This window comes from Azospirillum sp. UFLA03-27 (assembly GCF_059803775.1).
Genome location: NZ_JAUQTX010000152.1, coordinates 1 through 16,894 on the forward strand (window position 1 = coordinate 1; position 16,894 = coordinate 16,894).

Here is a 16,894-nt window from a genome sequence, read left to right on the forward strand (position 1 = left end):
ACCGAGATCTACACTCGCGTATAATCGTCGGCAGCGTCAGATGTGTATAAGAGACAGGTGTAGACGACCATCTCCTGGTCGGCCCCGCCGGGCAGTTCCAGTTCGAACCGTTCGACCGGGCCGCGCCGCGGCGGGACGATCAGCTTCAGCCAGCGTGCCATCGGGCCGATGGTCCAGCCCTGCACGGCCAGCGACACGATCACCACCAGAAAGGCCGTGTTGAAGATCACCTGACCGCCCGGCAGCTGACCCAGGATCGGCACCAGCGCCAGCAGCATCGACACCGCGCCGCGCAGCCCGACCCAGGCCATGAAGGTCTTCTCGTTGGCCGAGAAGCGGAACGGCAGCAAGCACAGCCACACCGCCAGTGGGCGCGCCAGCAGGATCAGCAGGACGGCCAGGGCCAGGGCGGGCAGGGCGATCACCCCGAAGTCGTGCGGGGTGGCGAACAGGCCCAGCATGACGAACATGACGATCTGGCTGAGCCAGGTCAGGCCCGAATGGAACTGGCGTAGGCCCAGCGCTCCGCGCAGCTTCACGTTGCCAGCGACGAGGCCGGCGGCATAGACGGCGAGGAAGCCGCTGCCTCCCAACTCGTTCGTGCCGGCGAACAGGAACAGGGCGAAGGCCAGGGTGACCACCGGGTTGAGGCCGGGGTCGAGGCGGGCCTTGTTGATGAAGGCGGCCAGTCCCGCTCCGCCCAGGACGCCCAGAACCGCCCCGCCGGCGATCTGCTTGACCAGGAAGCCAGCCAGTTCCAGCGGCGTCCCCCAGCCGTGCAGCGCCGCCTCCACCAGCATGGCGGTCAGCAGGATGGCCGTCGGGTCGTTGCTGCCGGACTCGATCTCCAGCGTCGAGCGCACGCGGTCGCGGATGGTGATGCCGCCGACCCGCAGCAGGAAGAACACCGCCGCTGCGTCGGTGGAGCTGACCGCCGCGCCGACCAGGAAGGATTCGATCCAGGGCAGGCCCAGCAAAAAATGCGCGGCGACGCCGATGACCCCGGAGGTGATGGCGACCCCGAAGGTGGCGAGGCTGAGCGCCGGCCACGCGGCGGCGCGGTAGCTGGACAGCTTGGTGTCCAGGCCGCTTTCGAAGAGGATCACGGCGAGCGCGATGGAGCCGATCAGGAAAGCGCTGTCCGCGTCGTTGAAGCTGATCCCCCCGATGCCGTCGACCCCGGCGAACAGACCGACGCCCAGGAAGATCAGCAGCAGCGGGGTACCGATCCGCAGCGCCAGATAGCTGGTCAGGATGCTGACGATCAGCAGCGACGACCCGATCAGGATGATGGTGCTCGCTGTCTCCATAGTCCTCGCGCCGGGAAGGGAGTGGTGCCGCCTTTGCGGTCATCCAATTTTGGCAATTCTTGGGCGCGAGTGCAACGCAGCGGCCAAAATTTCCCAATGTTCCTAAAATAATACAGAAATGTCTCCCGCAATGCAGCATTGCGGCAGGCTACAATCCTTCCGGGTTAATGCAACGGGCGAGGGGCATTTCATGTTTCGTACACGGCGTATTCCGACATCACCCCTCGCAGCCCTGATCCTTGTCCTGTCCTCCGCCGCGGCGACGGCGGGGGCCTTGCCCGACTTGGACCGCACGGCGGCGGGCGGCGGTACCACGCCGATCCGGTTCGACAAGAAGGCCATCGATCTCGGCGGTTGGGGCGCTCTGGAGGTCGGCCAGACGGAAAGCGCGTCGCGCCGGATGGTGGCGACCACGCCGGTGCGCGACCAATGGTTCTCCGACCCGGTCTTCATGAACGACGGCGCGTTCGGCGGGCCGGACGCGCGGGCGACCTACTATTCGCCGCGCCTGCACGGCTTCAACATCGGTCTCGGCTACACGCCCGTCCGCACGGAGCTGGGAGCGGCCGATCCGCTCGCCCGGCATGTGGTGGAGGGTGTGGTGCGGCACGACGGCCGGCTGGGCAAGGCCCGCCTGCGCATCACCGCGGGGGCGGGCAAGGCCGCTGTCGCCAAGGACCGCGGCACGCCCCGCCGGTCCTGGGTGGTCGGCGGGCAGGTGACGCTGCCCGGCGTGACGGTCGGCGCCGGTTATCGCGAGCAGTTGCCCGACGACGGCGCGGCGCGCCGGACGCTCAACGCCGGCCTCTATCTGGAGCAGGGCACGCCGTTGCGGGGTTGGACGGTCATGGGGCGGCTGGCCCACAGCCAGGTCGGCGCCGAGGCCCCGCAGGAGGCCTGGTCCACGGGCCTGCGGTTCCGCATGTCGCCGAAGGTCAGCGTCACCGCCGATCTGGGCACCATGACCTACAGCGGAGACCCGTCCGACAGCACGATGCTGCGCGTCGGAACCCGCGTACTTTTCTGAAACGGTGCCCGAACGGGCCTGATATCCCTCTTTCGTCCTTATCCAAGGGTGGATTCCCGACGGAATCGCGGTGTCGTGGAAGCAAATCGCCATCTCGCCTGTTTATAGGGTCGAGAAGCACCACAAGGAGGGTTTGGACATGTCTCGTTTGCGCCTGATCGGAACCGCCATTGCGCTGTTGACGCTCGCGGCCTGTTCGACCGGCGGCGTGGTGGGCGGCACGGCTGGCGCCGCTGGCGGCTACGCGGTGGACGGCAAGCGTGGCGCCATCATCGGTGGCCTGGGCGGCGCCGCGCTGGGCACGGCGCTGGATCGCTGACCGGACGCGACGGACACGATCCGTTGCCGAGGACGACAAGCGCGTCGCGCCGACCGGGCGCGGCGCGCTTTCGCTTTTTCAGGACCGCCATTCCTTCCGCAGGATGGCGTACTGCATCGTGTTCTCGAAGATGGGGTACCCGTCGCCGTCCATTTCGAAGGATATGAACTCCACGAACAGCCCTTCCTTCCTCATGCCGAGCCTTTCACACAGGCGCTGCGACGCGACGTTGGTTTCCTCGACATAGGCGTAGAGGCGGCGGGCCTGCTTCACCGTGAACAGATGCTCGAAGAGGGCGCGCGCGGCCTCCGCGGCGTATCCCGCCCCGGCAAAATCCGCGTTGAAGTTCCAGCCGACGGTGTAGGTGTCCGGCGGCTCGGACACCTGGAACAGGTCGCCGATCACCCGGCCGGTGCTTTGCAGGCACACGGCGATGTGCTCGTCGCTTTGGCTGCGCGTTTCCACCTCGGCGGCGGCCGCATCGAGGTCGTCCAACTTGAGCGAGAGGAAGCAGCTTGCCCGGGGATGACGCAGATAGGCGAGCAGGTCGGGCGCGTCCCCCTTCCGGAAGGGTCTCAGGATCAGGCGGTCGGTGGTGATGGGGTCCATGCGTCGTCTCGGCGGAAAGGGCCTGAACCGGAAGCCGGCAGATCATGAGCCGGTCATTTTTGCCGCCCGGCACATCCACGCCATCAGAAATCCCACTTATGCGATTGATTGCCAAGCATATTTAAGGTTGCACAAAACTTGCTTGTCGGTTCTCCAGCCCATCGGTCACGAGAAACCGTCATGCAAATCTCCAACTATATCAGCAACGTCTCGCGCGTTGTCGCCAAGTTCACGGCGCAGAACGAGAAGACCGAACCGGAGAAGGAGGCGAGCGGAGTCAGCGCCGCCGACGCCTTCCTCAAGGAGGCGCGCAAGACGCCGGCCCAACGCATCCGGGACCAGATTCTCGCCCGCATGAAGCTGGACGAGGAGTCCCTCGCGTCCATGCCGGCGGAGAAGCGCGCCGCGGTCGAGAAGCAGATCGCCGAGGAGCTGAAGCGCCAGTTGTCCGGCGAGAAGGATCGGCGCGGCGCGGCGGTCGACCTGACCGCCTGACTTCGCTCAGACCTGGGATGAGAAGACCGGGGGCGCTCAGACCGGGGGCGCGTAACCGAACACCCTCAACGCGTCCTGAAGGTCGGGGAGGACGCGCTCGACCGCCGCCTCCCCCTCGCGGATGCAGTCGTCAGCCCGATCGAACTCAGACAGGCCGATGTGCCCCAGCCGTGGCGTGATGTGGACGTCCGGCGGCTCTCCCGCCAGCCGGGACCGCGCGATGCGGTCGGTGACGATGCCGAGCGAGGAGACCATGACGCCGAACAGGCTCGGCCCCTCGTAATCGCGCCGGAAGATGCGGCGGCTCAGCGCGCCGATGGGCACGCGGAAGCCGGCGCGGGATTTGGGCTCGTCATCCGGCCCTTGCTCCTCGTCGATCAGCTTGAGGAGGTCGAACCCCGCCGCGGTCGGCACGGCGGCGCCGGGACGCCGCGACTTTCCGATGATGTCGGCGGCCAAGTTGACGGCGATCACCATCTGGGCGCCCAGAGCCCGGCAGGCCGACACCGGCACCGGGTTGACCAGGGCGCCATCGACCATCCAGCGCCCCTCGAACCGCACCGGGGGGAAGACTCCCGGCAGCGAGAAGGAGGCGCGCAGCGCGTCCACCAGCGGGCCGTTGCGCATCCACACCTCGTGCCCGGTGACCAGATCGGTGGCGATGGCGGCGAAAGGGCTGGGAAGCTCCTCGATTTGGATGTCGCCCAGATGGTGGCGCATCTCGGCGACCAGCCGGTCCCCGCCGATCAGGCCTCCCCCCTGGCGCAGCCGCAGGTCCAGATAGCCGACGATTTTCATCCGGGTCAGGCCGCGCGTCCACTCCTCCAGCGCGTCGAGCTTGCCGGCGAGATGGAGGCCACCGACCAGCGCTCCTACCGAACTGCCGCAGACGATGTCTGCTTCGATCCCGTAGCGCGCCAGCGCCCGCAGGACCCCGATGTGCGCCCAGCCGCGGGCCACCCCGGCGCCCAGCGCCAGACCGATACGCGGCCGGTGATGGTGCTGGCCGTAGCGATTGCCGGGACCCTGTCCATTTCCGCCGTCCGCCGCCATGGCGCCTCCTTTGCACAGAGTGGAGCGCGTTCCGGTCGGTATCGTGCCATCCGCCCGGTTAAGGAAGCTTGATCGGTTCCGCCCCGGTGGACAAGTCCCGCCGGACAAGGCCCCGTGAAGTAAGGCCCGGTGGACAAGCACCGGGGCCATCGGCTAAGCCAACGCGATTGCGCTACAGGAAGACGTGCACGTGAGCAAGAAGAGCGGAGACCGGCTGCGCCTCGACGCGGCGACGGAGCGGCTGATGGGCCGCATGCTGCGGGAATGGGTGCGCCCCTACAGCGGCAAGCTGATGCTGTCCTTCCTGCTGATGGCCGTGGTGGCGGCGGCGACCGGCGCCTATCCGCTGCTGATCGACCAGGCTTATTCGATGTTCTCCGAGCAGGACCGGGGCATGCTGCTGGTCATCCCGCTGCTGATCATCGTGGTCACGGCGGTCAAGGCGCTGTCCATGTACTCCCAGACGGTGGTGACCACAGACATCGTGCAGCGGATCATCACCGACGTGCGCCTGTCGATGTTCGACCATCTGCTGCGGTCCGACACCGCCCAGCTTCACGCGGCCCCCACCGGAACGCTGACCTCCCGCTTCATCAGCGACGTCGACCTGATCCGCAACGCCCTGTCGCGGACCCTGACCGGGCTGGTGCGCGACATCCTGACGGTGATCGCGCTGGTCGGGTCGATGTTCTATCTCGACTGGGTCCTGTCGCTGATCGTCTTCCTGATCTACCCGATCGCCGCCATTCCCATCGTGAACATCGGCAAGCGGCTGCGCCGCGTGTCGCGCGACACCCAGGCCCAGATGGGCGACATGACCGCCCTGCTGACGGAAAGCCTGGCCGGCGCCCGCATGGTCAAGACCTACTCGCTGGAGGATTATGAGCGCGCCCGCGCCGCCCGCGCCTTCGAGGACAGTTTTGCCCTGACCATGAAGGCGACCCGCGCCCGTTCCCGCATCGACCCGATGATGGAGGTTCTGGGCGGCGCCGCGGTGGCCGGGGTGATCGCCTTCGCCGGCTACCGCATGGCGATGGGCGAGGGCTCGGTCGGCGCCTTCTCCGGCTTCGTCGGCGCGCTCCTGATGGCGGCGCAGCCGGTGCGCGCCATCGGCACGCTGAACGCCGTGCTCCAGGAGGGTCTGGCCGCCGCTCAGCGCATCTTCGAGCTGGTGGACGAGAAGCCGACCATCACCGAGCAGCCCGGCGCCAAGCCCCTGGCGGTGGAGCGCGCCGCCGTGTCCTTGCGCGGCGTCCGCTTCGCCTACGAGGAGGGGATGGAGACGCTGAAGGGCATCGACCTAGAGGTTCCGGCGGGGGCGACGGTGGCCCTGGTCGGGCGCAGCGGCGCCGGCAAGTCCACCGTCTTCAACCTTATCCCGCGCCTCTACGACGCGACCGGCGGGCAGGTGCTGATCGACGGGCAGGACGTGCGGGCGGTGACGCTGAAAAGTCTGCGCGGGGTCATCTCGCTGGTCAGCCAGGACACCGTCCTGTTCAACGACACGGTGCGCGCCAACATCGCCTTCGGGCGGCTGGACGCTCCCTTCGATGACATCGTGGCCGCAGCGAAGGCCGCCGCCGCGCACGACTTCGTCGCCCGGCTGCCGGAGGGCTACGATACGGTGATCGGCGACCGCGGCGTGAAGCTGTCGGGTGGCGAGCGGCAGCGCCTCGCGCTCGCCCGCGCCTTCCTGAAGGATGCGCCGATCCTGCTGCTGGACGAGGCGACGAGCGCGCTGGACAGCGAGTCCGAGCGGCTGGTGCAGGGGGCGCTGGAACGGCTGACCCAGGGGCGAACGACGCTGGTCATCGCCCACCGGCTGGCCACTGTGCGCAACGCCGACCGGATCGTCGTGATGGAAGGTGGGCGCATTCTGGAGCAGGGCACCCACGACGCCCTGATCGCGCAGAACGGCACCTACGCCCGCCTGTGCAAGCTCCAGTTCGGCGAGGACGGCGAGGCGGCCCTGCTGGCCCCCTGATCCGGCAAACCGGAACCGGGCTCAGTCCGCCGCGGGCACCATCTCCACCACGGCGTTGCGCAGCTCGTGGGCGGCGATGGGTTTGTGCAGCAGAGTGTGGCCGCCCGCGCGGGCTTCCGCCAGCCGCTCCGGGGCGGTGTCGCCGGTGATGATCGTCGCCGGAACCGGCGTCCTGAGCCGTTCGCACACTGCCCGGATGGCGTCCAAGCCGGTCTTCCCATCGCGCAGGCGGTAATCGGCCAGAATCGCGCTTGGCCATTCCCCGCTTTCGACGTGCTGAACCGCGTCCTCGATGGAGCCCGCCGTCAGCACCCGATAGCCCCAGCCCTCCAGCATCGCCTGCAGGCCGAGGCGGATCAGCGGTTCGTCGTCGATCACCAGGATCATGCCCCGCCCGTCGCTCGTCACCGGCCGGGCCTCCGCCGGCTTGGAGCGGGTGGCATGGCGGGCGATCAGCGGCACGTCGACGCAGAAGGCGGAGCCAGTTCCCGGCCGGGAGCGCAAATGAACCTTGTGGCCGAGCAGGCGGGCGAGGCGGCGCACCACCGCCAGACCGAGCCCCAGCCCCTTGCTCCGGTCCCGCTCCTGGTTGCCGATCTGGAAGAACTCCTCGAAGATTTCCTCGTGCTTGTCGGACGGGATGCCGATGCCGGAGTCCATCACCTCGATGCGCAGGCGGTCCCCCCGGCGGCGGCAACCGATCAGCAAACCGCCGCGTTCGGTGTAGCGCAGCGCGTTTTCCACAAGGTTGCGCAGGATGCGCATCAGCAGCGCCGGATCGCTGCGGACCGTCAGGGCGCAGGGAACCACGCGCAGCCGAAGCCCCTTGGCCTCCGCCTGGGGGTGATACTCGGCGCCCAATTGCTCGATGATCGGGCCGATCGCCAGATCCTGCAATTGCGGAACGATCAGCCCGGCATCCAGCTTGGACACGTCGAGCAGGCTGTCGAGCAGCATGCGCAGCCCGTTCATGGCTTGGCCCATGGAGTCGAGAACCGGGGCCGCGGGATGCCCATCCAGCCGCTCCGCCAGTGCCGATTGGAACAGCATCATCGCCTGGACCGGTTGCCGCAGGTCGTGGCTCGCGGCGGCGAGGAACTTGGATTTCGCGACGTTGGCGCGGTCGGCCTCGGCCTTGGAGGCGCGCAGGGCGTTCTCGGTGCGGCGGCGTTCGGTGATGTTGCGGACGATGCCCGTGAAGTAGCGGCGCTCGCCGGCGGTCCATTCGGTGACCGCCAACTCGATCGGGAAGATCGAGCCGTCCTTGTGCCGTCCTTCGACCTCGCGCCCGACACCGATGATCCTCTTCTCGCCGGTCTGCCGATAGGCTTGCAGATAGCCGTCGTGGGCGGAGTGGTAGGGCTCCGGCATGAGGATGCGGATGTTCCGGCCGACCGCCTCGCCGGCCTCGTAACCGAATATGCGCTCCGCCGCCGGGTTGAAGCTCTGGATCGTGCCGGTCTCGTCGATGACCAGCATGGCATCCACCGCGGTCTGCACGATGGCCCGGTGACGGGCCTCGCTTTCCGCGAGCGCCGCCTCGCGCCGCCGGATGAGGTCCGCGGCGTTGCTGATGGCGCGGCCCACCGCCTCGATCTCGGACACGCCACCGCCGGGCGGTGGAACGGGGTGGCCGGCGCCCAAGGCTTCCGCCGCTCCGGCCAGTTGGGAGACGGAGCGCGTGAGGCGCCGTCCGAGCAGAAGCGCCGCCGCGATCCCGATCAGCAAAAGGACAAGACCGCCACCGGTGAACAGAAGGAGGGCATGACGCGCCGGGGACGCCACCAGGGTCGTTGGGACGCTCGTCGCAACCACCCAGCCGAAGTTCCGGGACCGGCTGTAGGCCTGGATCGCCTCTACATCTTCCAGGTTGACGGCGCGGTGGATTCCATCCGGCACCGCCTGCATGCCGGTCCACAGCGCGGCGGGAAGCCGTTTGCCGACGAACTGCTCGCTCAAGTGCGAGCGTGCGATGACGAAACCGTCCTGGTCGATCACCCCGGCCCGCCATCCCGCCGGAATGCGCTCCGGCGATACGATGGCCTGAAGCCGTTCCTGGGGAATGTTGAGGCTCAGCAGGTACCGGATCTGTCCATCGCGGATCACCGGAGCGGTCACCGCCAGAATTGGCGCCTGGCTCACGTCGCCTATGAAGAGGCCGGTGACCTGCGGCCTTGCCGTGTCGATCACCCTCTGGTCGGATTCGAGCACGGTGTTGTTCGGCAGATCGGTGCCCCAGGGCATCCGGGTGTTGACGTGCTGCTGGCCCTGCGGATCGCGGAGAACCACGTTGGTGCCCAGCCGGTCGCGCACGCCGGCGGCTTGCCGGTAGAAAGCGGCCAGATCGTCCGTCGTCAGGCTTTCCGATGTGGTCAGCACCTCGGCGGCGGCGATCTGGCGGCTCACCTCGCGTTCCACGTCCTCGGCCAGCAGGCGTGTCCGGTCGAGCACGAGCTGTTCCGTTTGCTGGGCTTGCGCATCGACGTTGCGGATCAGGAGGGACACCGAGAAGAGGACCAGCGGAACCGCAACCGCCATAACCAGAAGAATGAGCCAGCCCCGCACCCGTTGCGGTCGCATGTGCCAGGTCAGGCGCCGTGTCGGAAGCCGCGGCGTTTCCAGGTTGGGGGTCATCGAACCGGCCGGAGTTCAAACGCAACCTTGCGCCGGATCGCCTGAGGACGACAGACGATTCGATTGGTGGTCCGAACACGCCCGGACCGCGCCGGAGCCTGTGGCTGCTCTCCTGGGACCGGCAGAAGGGACGTCGCTTCGGCGGGGCGGTCGATCGAGGGAGTGTATCCGGTCCGAACGTACCGAGGCATTTCGCAGACCATTCCTGAGGCAACCGGTTGCGGGCATCTCTAAACCGGACTGTATCATACCGCGCAATAATTGGTTGATAATCCATCCATTCGCTCATGAAAGAGCATTTGGAGGCGGGCCGATCACAAGGGGTGCTTTCCCGGATTCGCCCTGACGCGCGTCCACGGAGGGCGATTGGCGCCAGGGACGATCCGGTCTATGGTGCGGCCTCATGGAACCTGCCCTCGACGACGCGATCCGCCTGCACAAATCCGGCAACCATGCGGGGGCGGAGCCTCTCTACCGCGACGTGCTGGAGCGTGAACCGGCAAATCGCGGTGCGCTGCAGATGCTGGCGATGCTACTGGTGCAGACCGGGCGCCCGGCAGAGTCCGTCGGTCACTTCCGGGCCATCCTGCGGCTGGAGTCCGGCAGCGTCGCCGGATACAGCAATCTCGCCGCCGCCCTGCGCCTGGCCGGTCAGGGGACGGACGCCATCGCCTGCCTGCATCGGGCGCTGTCTCTCGACCCCGCGCATGCGGGTTCCTGGTTCAATCTCGGCAACGGGTTGAAGCAGCAGGAGAAGGCGGCGGGTGCGGCGCGGAGTTACCGGCGGACCCTGGCGCTCGAACCCGGCCACGCCGGAGCGGCGGGCAATCTGAAGGCGTTGCGCGGTCAGTGGGGGACGCGTCTGGACGAGGCGGAGCGACTGGTCGTCGCGGGACGTCTCCCGGAGGCGGACGCCGACACCCGAACGACGGCGGCCGAGGCCCTGGTGGCGGTGGGGGATGCGGTGGCGGCGGAGGCGATGGCGCGCACGGCCCTGGAGCGGGATGAGCATCACCACCGCGCCAACCGGCTGCTGGGGCGCCTGCTGCTTGAGCGCAGCGGGGCGATGGGCGTTCAGGACGGCAAGCCCTTCGCAGTCGACCGGGTGTTGGTCGATGAGGCCATCGGTGCGCTGCGTCGGGCCGTTGCCGTCCGCCCGGACGACGATGAGGCCGATTGGCTGCACGTTGCCGCGGTGGCGACACTGGTGCAGGTGGGCATGGTGTCCGACACGGTGTTGCGCGACGGGGCAAGAGCCGCCTGGGTTCGCCTGCGGCACCACCCCAAGGACACGGTCGCGGCCGCGGTCGTCGGTTTTCACGCCTACCGCCGGGACCGGCTCGTTCTCGCCTCCTGGCTGAGCCGACGCTTCCGGCGGCGCTTCACCGCGGCGGAGGTCGCGCGGGAGCATGAGCTGGGCCTGTGGACCATGCTGCGCGCCGACGATGCCTTCCTCCGCAACCTGCCGCCGGTCGAGGCGGTGCTGGAGCGCATGGCGCCCCTGGAGTGCAGCAGCGAGCCGGCGGCCGGGCCGGCCGGCGAACCGTTGGTCTTCTTCTGCTGCGACGACGTCTATTTCCACCGCTTCGCCCCGACGCTGCTGGAGTCGTTGGCGGAGCGGATGCCGGGCGCCATGGTCGCCGTGCATGTGGTGTCGCCGTCACCGGAGACGGAACGGGCCATGGCCCGCTGGCGGGCGGACGGACGGCTGAGGGTGGGATTCTCGCTGGACCGGCCGGACATGGCGGGGTGGACCGACATCAAGCGCGTCACCTACTACGCCTCCGCCCGTTTCCTCCGCGCCTTGCAGTGGCTGCGCCGGTTGGATCGCCCGCTGATGGTGGTCGACACCGACGCCTGGATCACCGGAGACTTGCGGGCTCTCCGGGCGGAGATGGCCGGATACGACGTCGGCCTCATGCTCGACGGCCGCCGCCGTGGTCCGTCACGGGAAATTCCGGTCGGGTTCGCTGTCTACGAGAACAGCCCCGGCGGCGACCGCTTCCTGTCGCTGCTCGGCTCCTACATCGGGCATTTCCTGTCGGGGGCGGAGGTCTACTGGATGCTGGACCAGATGGCCCACTACGCGGTGCTCGACTGGTTGAACCGGCATGAACCGGTCCGCGTGCGCCGCTTCGACTTCCTGAGCTTCCCCTATTGCCACTTCGTCGGGGCGAAGTGACGCGCCCCGCTCATTCCTGCGCTCATTCCCGCCCGAGAACCCGGTCGACCACCGTGTCGGCCCATTCGCGGGAGCGGAAGCTGGCCTTGGCCTCCACCGGGTCGTAGACGCGCTCCACCCAGTCCCAGAAAGCGATCGGGCGCTTCTCGTTGTAGGCGGCGTACAGCTCGAAGAAATAGTCGAGGATGCCGGTCTTCGCCTGCTTGAAATGGCCGTACTTCCAGTGGAGCTGCTTGGTCGCCCGCTCCAGCGGCACGCCTTCGTGGATGAAGAGGTAGAGCGCCGACATGAAGCCGGCGCGGTCCGCCCCCGACTTGCAGTGCAGAAGCGCCGGATACTGCATGGTCGCGAACAGGTCGCGGGCTTTCAGCAGCGTCTCCTTCTTCGGCATGTCGCGGGAGTTGACGGGAAAGTCCACCAGCGTCAGCCCGGCCGCACGGCAGGCCTCGGCCTCCAGGATGTAGGAGGCGCAGTCGCGGCTGCCGCGCAGGTTCAGGATGGTCTTCACGCCGCGCCGTGCCGCTTCCCGGATGTGCGAGGGAGAAGGCTGGCTCGCCCGGTACATGTTGGGGGAGATGCGGTAGGTGTTCGAATAGACCAGCCGGAAACACGCATGGTCGATGAACACGCTTTCGACATGTCCGAGCGCCCGTTGCAGCGGGGAGATCATGCGCCCGCGCGCCCGCTTGATCCCGTCGGCCAGAGCGGTGGTCGTGTAACGGCGCAACATCTTCCTGGTGGTGGCCACGCAAGCAGTCTCCAAATCGACAAGGCCGCCAAGATAGGCACACTTTACGTGGCGTCAAGGCCGCCGCGCCGCTGGGCAGTGCGGCGGTTTGGTCATCCGGCCCGCAGGACCCGCCCGTAGATATCGTATCGCGCGGCCAGCGACAGCACGATCTCCATGTAGAGGTTGATCAGGCCGTTGGCGTAGAAGGCCGGACAGCCGGTGTAATGGCGCTCGCCCGCCTGGGCGGTCGGCTCGATCAGGTCGGCATTCAGGACGATCATGCCGCCCGGCGCCTCCGCGTCATAGACGAAGGCGGTCTGGTGGCGGGGCAGGGGGTGGATGGCCTGATGGTCGTCGGCCTCGATGTGGCCGGCTCCCATGAACTGGCACAGCATGCCGAGGCTGCCCATGGCGAGCGGCAGCACCTGCTTGAGGCTCCGGCGCGACAGGTCGTCGTACTCGGCCAGGGTCAGGCCGGGTTTCAGCATCGGCGCCGACTCGCACAGGTTCCAGCAGACGTGGAGCGCCGTGTGGCTGCCGGTCTTGGTGATCGACAGCATGTCGTAGCCGGATGGCGCGTGAAGCACCGACGCCTCCAGCGTGTTGGCGAGGACGAAGCCGGCCGCGGCGAGCGGGGTGATGGCGCCCTCCGCCCGGCAGCGCTCCTCCTCCAGCGTCACCTTGATCGCCCAATCCTTGATGATGGCGTCCAGCAGGTGGCACACGCTGTCGCGCAGGAAGCCGATCAGCGTCTCCGCCGGGGCGGCGTCCAGCCCGGCGGTGTCGGCGACGTCCAGCCCGTGCGGCGAGTCCGGCGGGTTGCACAGCAGCAGATGGCCGTCAGCGTCCAGCGGCATCCGGTTGGTGATGTGGTCGCGCAGGTCGTTGTAGAGGAAGGCCAGCAGCGTGTTGATCGCGACCTTCTCGTAATCCTCCTTGCGGGTGTCCGCATGGGCCGGGCAATGGCCGGCGAGGCGCTGAAGCTCCTCGGTGAAGAGGTAGTTCGGGTCCTCGGCGATGCGGTGCAGGATCGGCACGAGGCTGATCCGGGTCATCCCGGCCTCCTCATGCGCGGCGAAATAGGTCAGGGCGAAATCGTTGGAGCGGGCCATGATGGGGCTTCAATCTCGTGAATGAGGACGGTCAGCGGTCGCGAAGCCGGTCGTAGACGCCGTAGTCCATGGCGATGCTGGCCACGATGTCGAGATACAGTTTGATGAAGCCGGGCGTGTAGAAGGCCGGGCAACCGGTGTAGTGCCGCTCCTCGGGCTTGGCGAAGCGGGTGATCGGTTCCGGGTTCAGGCAGATCAGCCCGGCCTCGTCGAGGACGAAGGCCGTCTGGTCCTTGGGCAGCAGATGAATGGCGAGGCCGTCGTGGGGTTCGATCCCCGACGCCTCCATGTAATGGACCAGCATGCCCAGGCTGGCCATCGACAGCGGAACCACCTGCTTCAGGCTGCGCCGGACGAGGTCGTCGTAGGCCGCCGCCTCCTGCTTCGGTACCAACAGGGGGGCGGCCTCCACCATGGCCCAGCAGATGTGGATGGCGGTGTGGCTGCCGGTCTTGGTGATCGACAGCATGTCGTAGCCGGCGCGCTGGTAGAGCGGCGAATCCTCCAGCGTCGTGCGCAGGATGAAGGTGGCGGCGGCGGCGGCGGAGATCTCGCCCGTTCCCTGGGCGCGGTAGTGCTCCTCCTCCGTCAGCAGATCGGCCGCCCAGCCGGTGATGAGGCCGTCGAGCAGATGGCAGGTGGCGTCACGCAGGACCGAGGCCATCACGTCGAGCGGGGCCGCCGCCATCGCCGCGCGATCGGCCGGATCGATGCCGTGTGGGGAGCGCGGCGGAATCGGCAGCATCACCTGCCCGCGCTCGTCCAGCGGCAGCTTGGACGCCACATGGTCGCGCAGCCGTTCGAACAGGTAGGCGAGCAGCGTGTTGACCGTCACCTTGTCCGCGTCGTCGGCGTTTGGGGCGGCGTGCATGGGGCACTGGCCGCCGCCGCGGCGCAACTCCTCGCTGAACAGGAAGGCCGGGTCCTTTTGGATGGTCTGGAGGATGTGGGCGATCGAAACGCGCTCCAGCCCGGCATCGGCGTGAGCCTTGATGAAGCTGCTGGCGAAATCGTTGGAACGGGACATCGTGGCCTTGCCGGAACGGAGTAATCCCGTTCAGCCTAGGGCGAGTGGTGGGGCCGTTGCAACGGCAACCTCTGTGACCGGTTGCCGCTTCTCCGTTGAAATTTGCGGTTTTAGCCCTCGGGAACCAGCCAGTCGACCGTGCAGCCGCCGCCGGTGGAGGGCAGGGCGGCGTGCAGCGCCGGCAGCATAGCGCGCAGCGTGTCGTCCAGCGTCCAGGGCGGGTTGACGATCAGCAGCCCGGACCCGTTCAGCCGCAGATGCGTGTCCTCCGGGTGCCAGGTCAGCTCGACGGTCAGGATCTTGCGGATGCCGGTGTTCTCCACCGCCTCCTGGAAGCGCCAAACGGCAGCACGTTCCTTGATCGGGTACCACAGGGCGTAGACGCCGGTGGACCAGCGCTTGTGCGCCGCCTTCAGCCCCTCGGCCATGCGGGCGAACTCGTCCGGCTGCTCGAAGGGCGGGTCGATCAGGGTGAGTCCGCGCTTCTCCCGCGGCGGCAGATGGGCCTTCAGCGCCTGATAGGCGTCCGTCTTGAAGGCCGAGACCTGACGGTCCCCGGCAAATTCCGCCTTCAGGGTCTGCCAGTCGTCGGGGTGAAGCTCGTTGAGGAGCAGCCGGTCCTGCTCGCGCAGCAGCGCCCGGGCCAGCCGCGGCGATCCGGGGTACCAGCGCAGCCGCCCATCCGGGTTCAGCGCGTTCACCGCGTCCAGATAGGGCCGCAGCGCCGGGTGCGGCGCCGGCTGGCCGAACAGCCGTCCGATTCCCTCCTGGAACTCCAGCGTCTTACGCGCCGGTTCGGAGTCCAGATCGTAGCGCCCGATGCCGGCGTGGGCGTCGAGCACGCAGAAGGGCGCCGGCTTGGCGCGCAGATGATCGATGATCAGCGCCAGAACGGCGTGCTTCATCACATCGGCGGGGTTGCCAGCGTGGAAAATGTGACGGTAGTTCATGGGGCAGGGATTTAGCCCATCGGGGCGTTCCGCGCCATCCCTTGCGAACGGGCTTCCGCGAAGCCGGGATCAGTCCAGCGAGGCGACCTGCTGGGCGTTGCGGAAGGTGCGGCGGGTGCTCGGCGCAATGCTGGTGGGCTCGGAGTCGCCACAGCGGGCGGATTCCAGCAGCTTGGCGCTCTTCGGGTCCAGCTCGTTCAGGTGTTGCCAGATCTTGCAGACGTAGTTCTGGGCCTGACGGGTGGAGCCGCCGTTGTAACGGGCGACGGCGGTCTTCCAGCTTCCCTGCTCGCCATGAAGGCGAAGGAGCAGGCGGCCGGCGTAGTTGACGTTCTCGCGGGGATCGACGATCCGCTCCACCGGCTGGAACTCGCCGCGGTGGGTGCCCAGCGAGATCTGCATGCAGCCGACATAGACGTTCTGGCGAAGCTGGCCGCGCTTGTCGCGGAGGTGCCGGGCGGCGTCGTTGGCGTTGCGGGCGTAGACCGGACGGCCCTCCACGCTCATCGCGAAGGGGGTCGGGGCGCCGTCCTGGCCGCTTTCCACCAGGGCGATGGCGACGAGAAGGCCGGAGGGGATGTTGAACTTGCGCTCGGCCTCCACCGCGTGGGAGACGCAGCTGCTGTCCTGGGCGGCGGCGGGCTTGGCGAGGAGGACCGGAGAGGCGGCTAAGCCCAGTGCAAGACCGATCCAGCCGCCATACGTGCGTCGCACGCGCTGAGTTCGATCCTGCATATCCTCGGTCCCCTCTTCGTTGCCGGGTTCATCCGGCTTCGTTTTGGCCCCCCGCGCGGGGCCGCCATTACCGGTCACCGAGTCGCTTACGGTGACCGCCTCCTACCCGAAAGTTCAGCGCCCACCATCGGGCGCCGAAGCCACACTTCCAAAAATTTTATACAGCGTCAATCTATTTGCTGCCCGGTAATACCACGCCTTTCGATCGAACGATGTCACAAGGCGGCGGGAAAAACCCACTCCGGGCCTTGGTCTTAGCCATCAAGGCACTGATTCCGAAGCGCTTTGAAAAACCGAAGGAGGTGGATTGTGCGAAAAGCGTACAAAACCACCCAATCGGCCTAATGCGACGGTTTGAAGCTCGATTCGCTGCCGAACGACCTCCTTCGGATGCCTCTTGCGCGCGCGCGCAAGCTGGTGCAGGAGTTCGTGTCTTCTTCCGCTTTCCGGAGTCTCCCGGAGCGGGGACGGCGACAGCGCATCTCCCATAGCGAAGTGATCGTGGATCGCGATTCGACGGCTCAAGCCGACCGGGAGGGGGCAGGCCCCCTCGTCCAGCCCGGAGACGTTCCGGGCATTTTGTTCCAGACTGGCTATGACCGACTCTACGCCGCCGACGCGGCGGGGGCGGCGCGTGCCTTCCGGCTCGCCTGCGCTGCCGATCCGGGGTCGGGCGAGGCCTGGGGCTGTCTCTTATACACATCTGACGCTGCCGACGATTATACGC

Annotated in this window: 14 protein-coding genes and 1 pseudogene; 6 read left to right on the forward strand and 9 right to left on the reverse strand. The window is 67.7% G+C overall.

The window, feature by feature from the left end; genetic code table 11:
- Positions 1 to 8: 8 nt before the first annotated feature.
- Positions 9 to 1,310 carry a potassium/proton antiporter gene (locus Q4I23_RS20850; RefSeq protein WP_498527462.1) on the reverse strand — a complete coding sequence of 434 codons (1,302 nt, stop codon included), beginning with the start codon at positions 1,308 to 1,310 and terminating at the stop codon, positions 9 to 11.
- A gap of 274 nt (positions 1,311 to 1,584) precedes the next feature.
- On the opposite strand from Q4I23_RS20850, the gene Q4I23_RS20855 reads away from it, so the two are divergent.
- Both Q4I23_RS20855 and Q4I23_RS20860 read left to right on the forward strand, forming a co-directional pair.
- A complete protein-coding gene (locus Q4I23_RS20855; protein WP_237906249.1) occupies positions 1,585 to 2,337 on the forward strand; it encodes a porin in 753 nt (250 codons plus the stop codon).
- A 139-nt stretch (positions 2,338 to 2,476) separates the two neighbouring features.
- Positions 2,477 to 2,656: a hypothetical protein gene (locus Q4I23_RS20860; RefSeq protein ID WP_014198692.1), complete on the forward strand. Its 180-nt coding sequence runs from the start codon at positions 2,477 to 2,479 to the stop codon at positions 2,654 to 2,656.
- Between the two features lie 78 nt (positions 2,657 to 2,734).
- Here Q4I23_RS20860 and Q4I23_RS20865 read toward each other — a convergent pair whose 3' ends face one another.
- The gene (locus tag Q4I23_RS20865; RefSeq protein WP_498527463.1) at positions 2,735 to 3,265 is read right to left on the reverse strand and encodes a GNAT family N-acetyltransferase; all 531 of its coding nucleotides are present in this window, start codon (positions 3,263 to 3,265) and stop codon (positions 2,735 to 2,737) included.
- 180 nt (positions 3,266 to 3,445) lie between these two features.
- Here Q4I23_RS20865 and Q4I23_RS20870 point away from each other — a divergent pair, with 180 nt between their 5' ends.
- Positions 3,446 to 3,760, forward strand: a complete 315-nt coding sequence (locus Q4I23_RS20870; protein WP_454016772.1) for a hypothetical protein — start codon at positions 3,446 to 3,448, stop codon at positions 3,758 to 3,760.
- Between the two features lie 36 nt (positions 3,761 to 3,796).
- On the opposite strand, the gene Q4I23_RS20875 is transcribed toward Q4I23_RS20870, so the two are convergent.
- Entirely contained in the window at positions 3,797 to 4,813 is a 1,017-nt protein-coding gene (locus Q4I23_RS20875) for a patatin-like phospholipase family protein (protein ID WP_454016771.1), read from the reverse strand.
- 190 nt (positions 4,814 to 5,003) lie between these two features.
- On the opposite strand from Q4I23_RS20875, the gene Q4I23_RS20880 reads away from it, so the two are divergent.
- Entirely contained in the window at positions 5,004 to 6,797 is a 1,794-nt protein-coding gene (locus Q4I23_RS20880; protein WP_498527464.1) for an ABC transporter ATP-binding protein, read from the forward strand.
- A 21-nt stretch (positions 6,798 to 6,818) separates the two neighbouring features.
- On the opposite strand, the gene Q4I23_RS20885 is transcribed toward Q4I23_RS20880, so the two are convergent.
- Complete coding sequence (locus Q4I23_RS20885; RefSeq protein ID WP_498527465.1) at positions 6,819 to 9,335, reverse strand: hybrid sensor histidine kinase/response regulator; 2,517 nt, start codon at positions 9,333 to 9,335, stop codon at positions 6,819 to 6,821.
- 499 nt (positions 9,336 to 9,834) lie between these two features.
- Here Q4I23_RS20885 and Q4I23_RS20890 point away from each other — a divergent pair, with 499 nt between their 5' ends.
- A complete protein-coding gene (locus tag Q4I23_RS20890) occupies positions 9,835 to 11,613 on the forward strand; it encodes a tetratricopeptide repeat protein (protein WP_498527466.1) in 1,779 nt (592 codons plus the stop codon).
- A 22-nt stretch (positions 11,614 to 11,635) separates the two neighbouring features.
- Here Q4I23_RS20890 and Q4I23_RS20895 read toward each other — a convergent pair whose 3' ends face one another.
- The 5 genes from Q4I23_RS20895 to Q4I23_RS20915 form a co-directional block, all read right to left on the reverse strand.
- Positions 11,636 to 12,361 (reverse strand): protein tyrosine phosphatase family protein, encoded by a 726-nt coding sequence (locus Q4I23_RS20895; protein ID WP_247889883.1) that lies wholly within the window; start codon positions 12,359 to 12,361, stop codon positions 11,636 to 11,638.
- Positions 12,362 to 12,453: 92 nt separating this feature from the next.
- Positions 12,454 to 13,455: a hypothetical protein gene (locus Q4I23_RS20900; protein ID WP_454016766.1), complete on the reverse strand. Its 1,002-nt coding sequence runs from the start codon at positions 13,453 to 13,455 to the stop codon at positions 12,454 to 12,456.
- Positions 13,456 to 13,486: 31 nt separating this feature from the next.
- On the reverse strand, positions 13,487 to 14,482 hold the full coding sequence (locus tag Q4I23_RS20905) for a hypothetical protein (RefSeq protein WP_454016765.1): 996 nt from the start codon (positions 14,480 to 14,482) through the stop codon (positions 13,487 to 13,489).
- Positions 14,483 to 14,592: 110 nt separating this feature from the next.
- The gene (locus Q4I23_RS20910; protein WP_454016764.1) at positions 14,593 to 15,432 is read right to left on the reverse strand and encodes a 23S rRNA (adenine(2030)-N(6))-methyltransferase RlmJ; all 840 of its coding nucleotides are present in this window, start codon (positions 15,430 to 15,432) and stop codon (positions 14,593 to 14,595) included.
- A gap of 69 nt (positions 15,433 to 15,501) precedes the next feature.
- Positions 15,502 to 16,146 (reverse strand): transglycosylase SLT domain-containing protein, encoded by a 645-nt coding sequence (locus tag Q4I23_RS20915; RefSeq protein ID WP_498527467.1) that lies wholly within the window; start codon positions 16,144 to 16,146, stop codon positions 15,502 to 15,504.
- Between the two features lie 522 nt (positions 16,147 to 16,668).
- On the opposite strand from Q4I23_RS20915, the pseudogene Q4I23_RS20920 reads away from it, so the two are divergent.
- Positions 16,669 to 16,894, forward strand: a pseudogene (locus tag Q4I23_RS20920) (tetratricopeptide repeat protein); the annotation flags it as partial.

Coding starts and splice junctions, on each gene's coding strand:
- Q4I23_RS20850 (WP_498527462.1), bottom strand. CDS start 1,310: ATGGAGACAGCGAGCACCATCATCCTGATCGGGTCGTCGCTGCTGATC.
- Q4I23_RS20860 (WP_014198692.1), top strand. CDS start 2,477: ATGTCTCGTTTGCGCCTGATCGGAACCGCCATTGCGCTGTTGACGCTC.
- Q4I23_RS20865 (WP_498527463.1), bottom strand. CDS start 3,265: ATGGACCCCATCACCACCGACCGCCTGATCCTGAGACCCTTCCGGAAG.
- Q4I23_RS20870 (WP_454016772.1), top strand. CDS start 3,446: ATGCAAATCTCCAACTATATCAGCAACGTCTCGCGCGTTGTCGCCAAG.
- Q4I23_RS20875 (WP_454016771.1), bottom strand. CDS start 4,813: ATGGCGGCGGACGGCGGAAATGGACAGGGTCCCGGCAATCGCTACGGC.
- Q4I23_RS20885 (WP_498527465.1), bottom strand. CDS start 9,335: ATGGCGGTTGCGGTTCCGCTGGTCCTCTTCTCGGTGTCCCTCCTGATC.
- Q4I23_RS20890 (WP_498527466.1), top strand. CDS start 9,835: ATGGAACCTGCCCTCGACGACGCGATCCGCCTGCACAAATCCGGCAAC.
- Q4I23_RS20900 (WP_454016766.1), bottom strand. CDS start 13,455: ATGGCCCGCTCCAACGATTTCGCCCTGACCTATTTCGCCGCGCATGAG.
- Q4I23_RS20905 (WP_454016765.1), bottom strand. CDS start 14,482: ATGTCCCGTTCCAACGATTTCGCCAGCAGCTTCATCAAGGCTCACGCC.
- Q4I23_RS20910 (WP_454016764.1), bottom strand. CDS start 15,432: ATGAACTACCGTCACATTTTCCACGCTGGCAACCCCGCCGATGTGATG.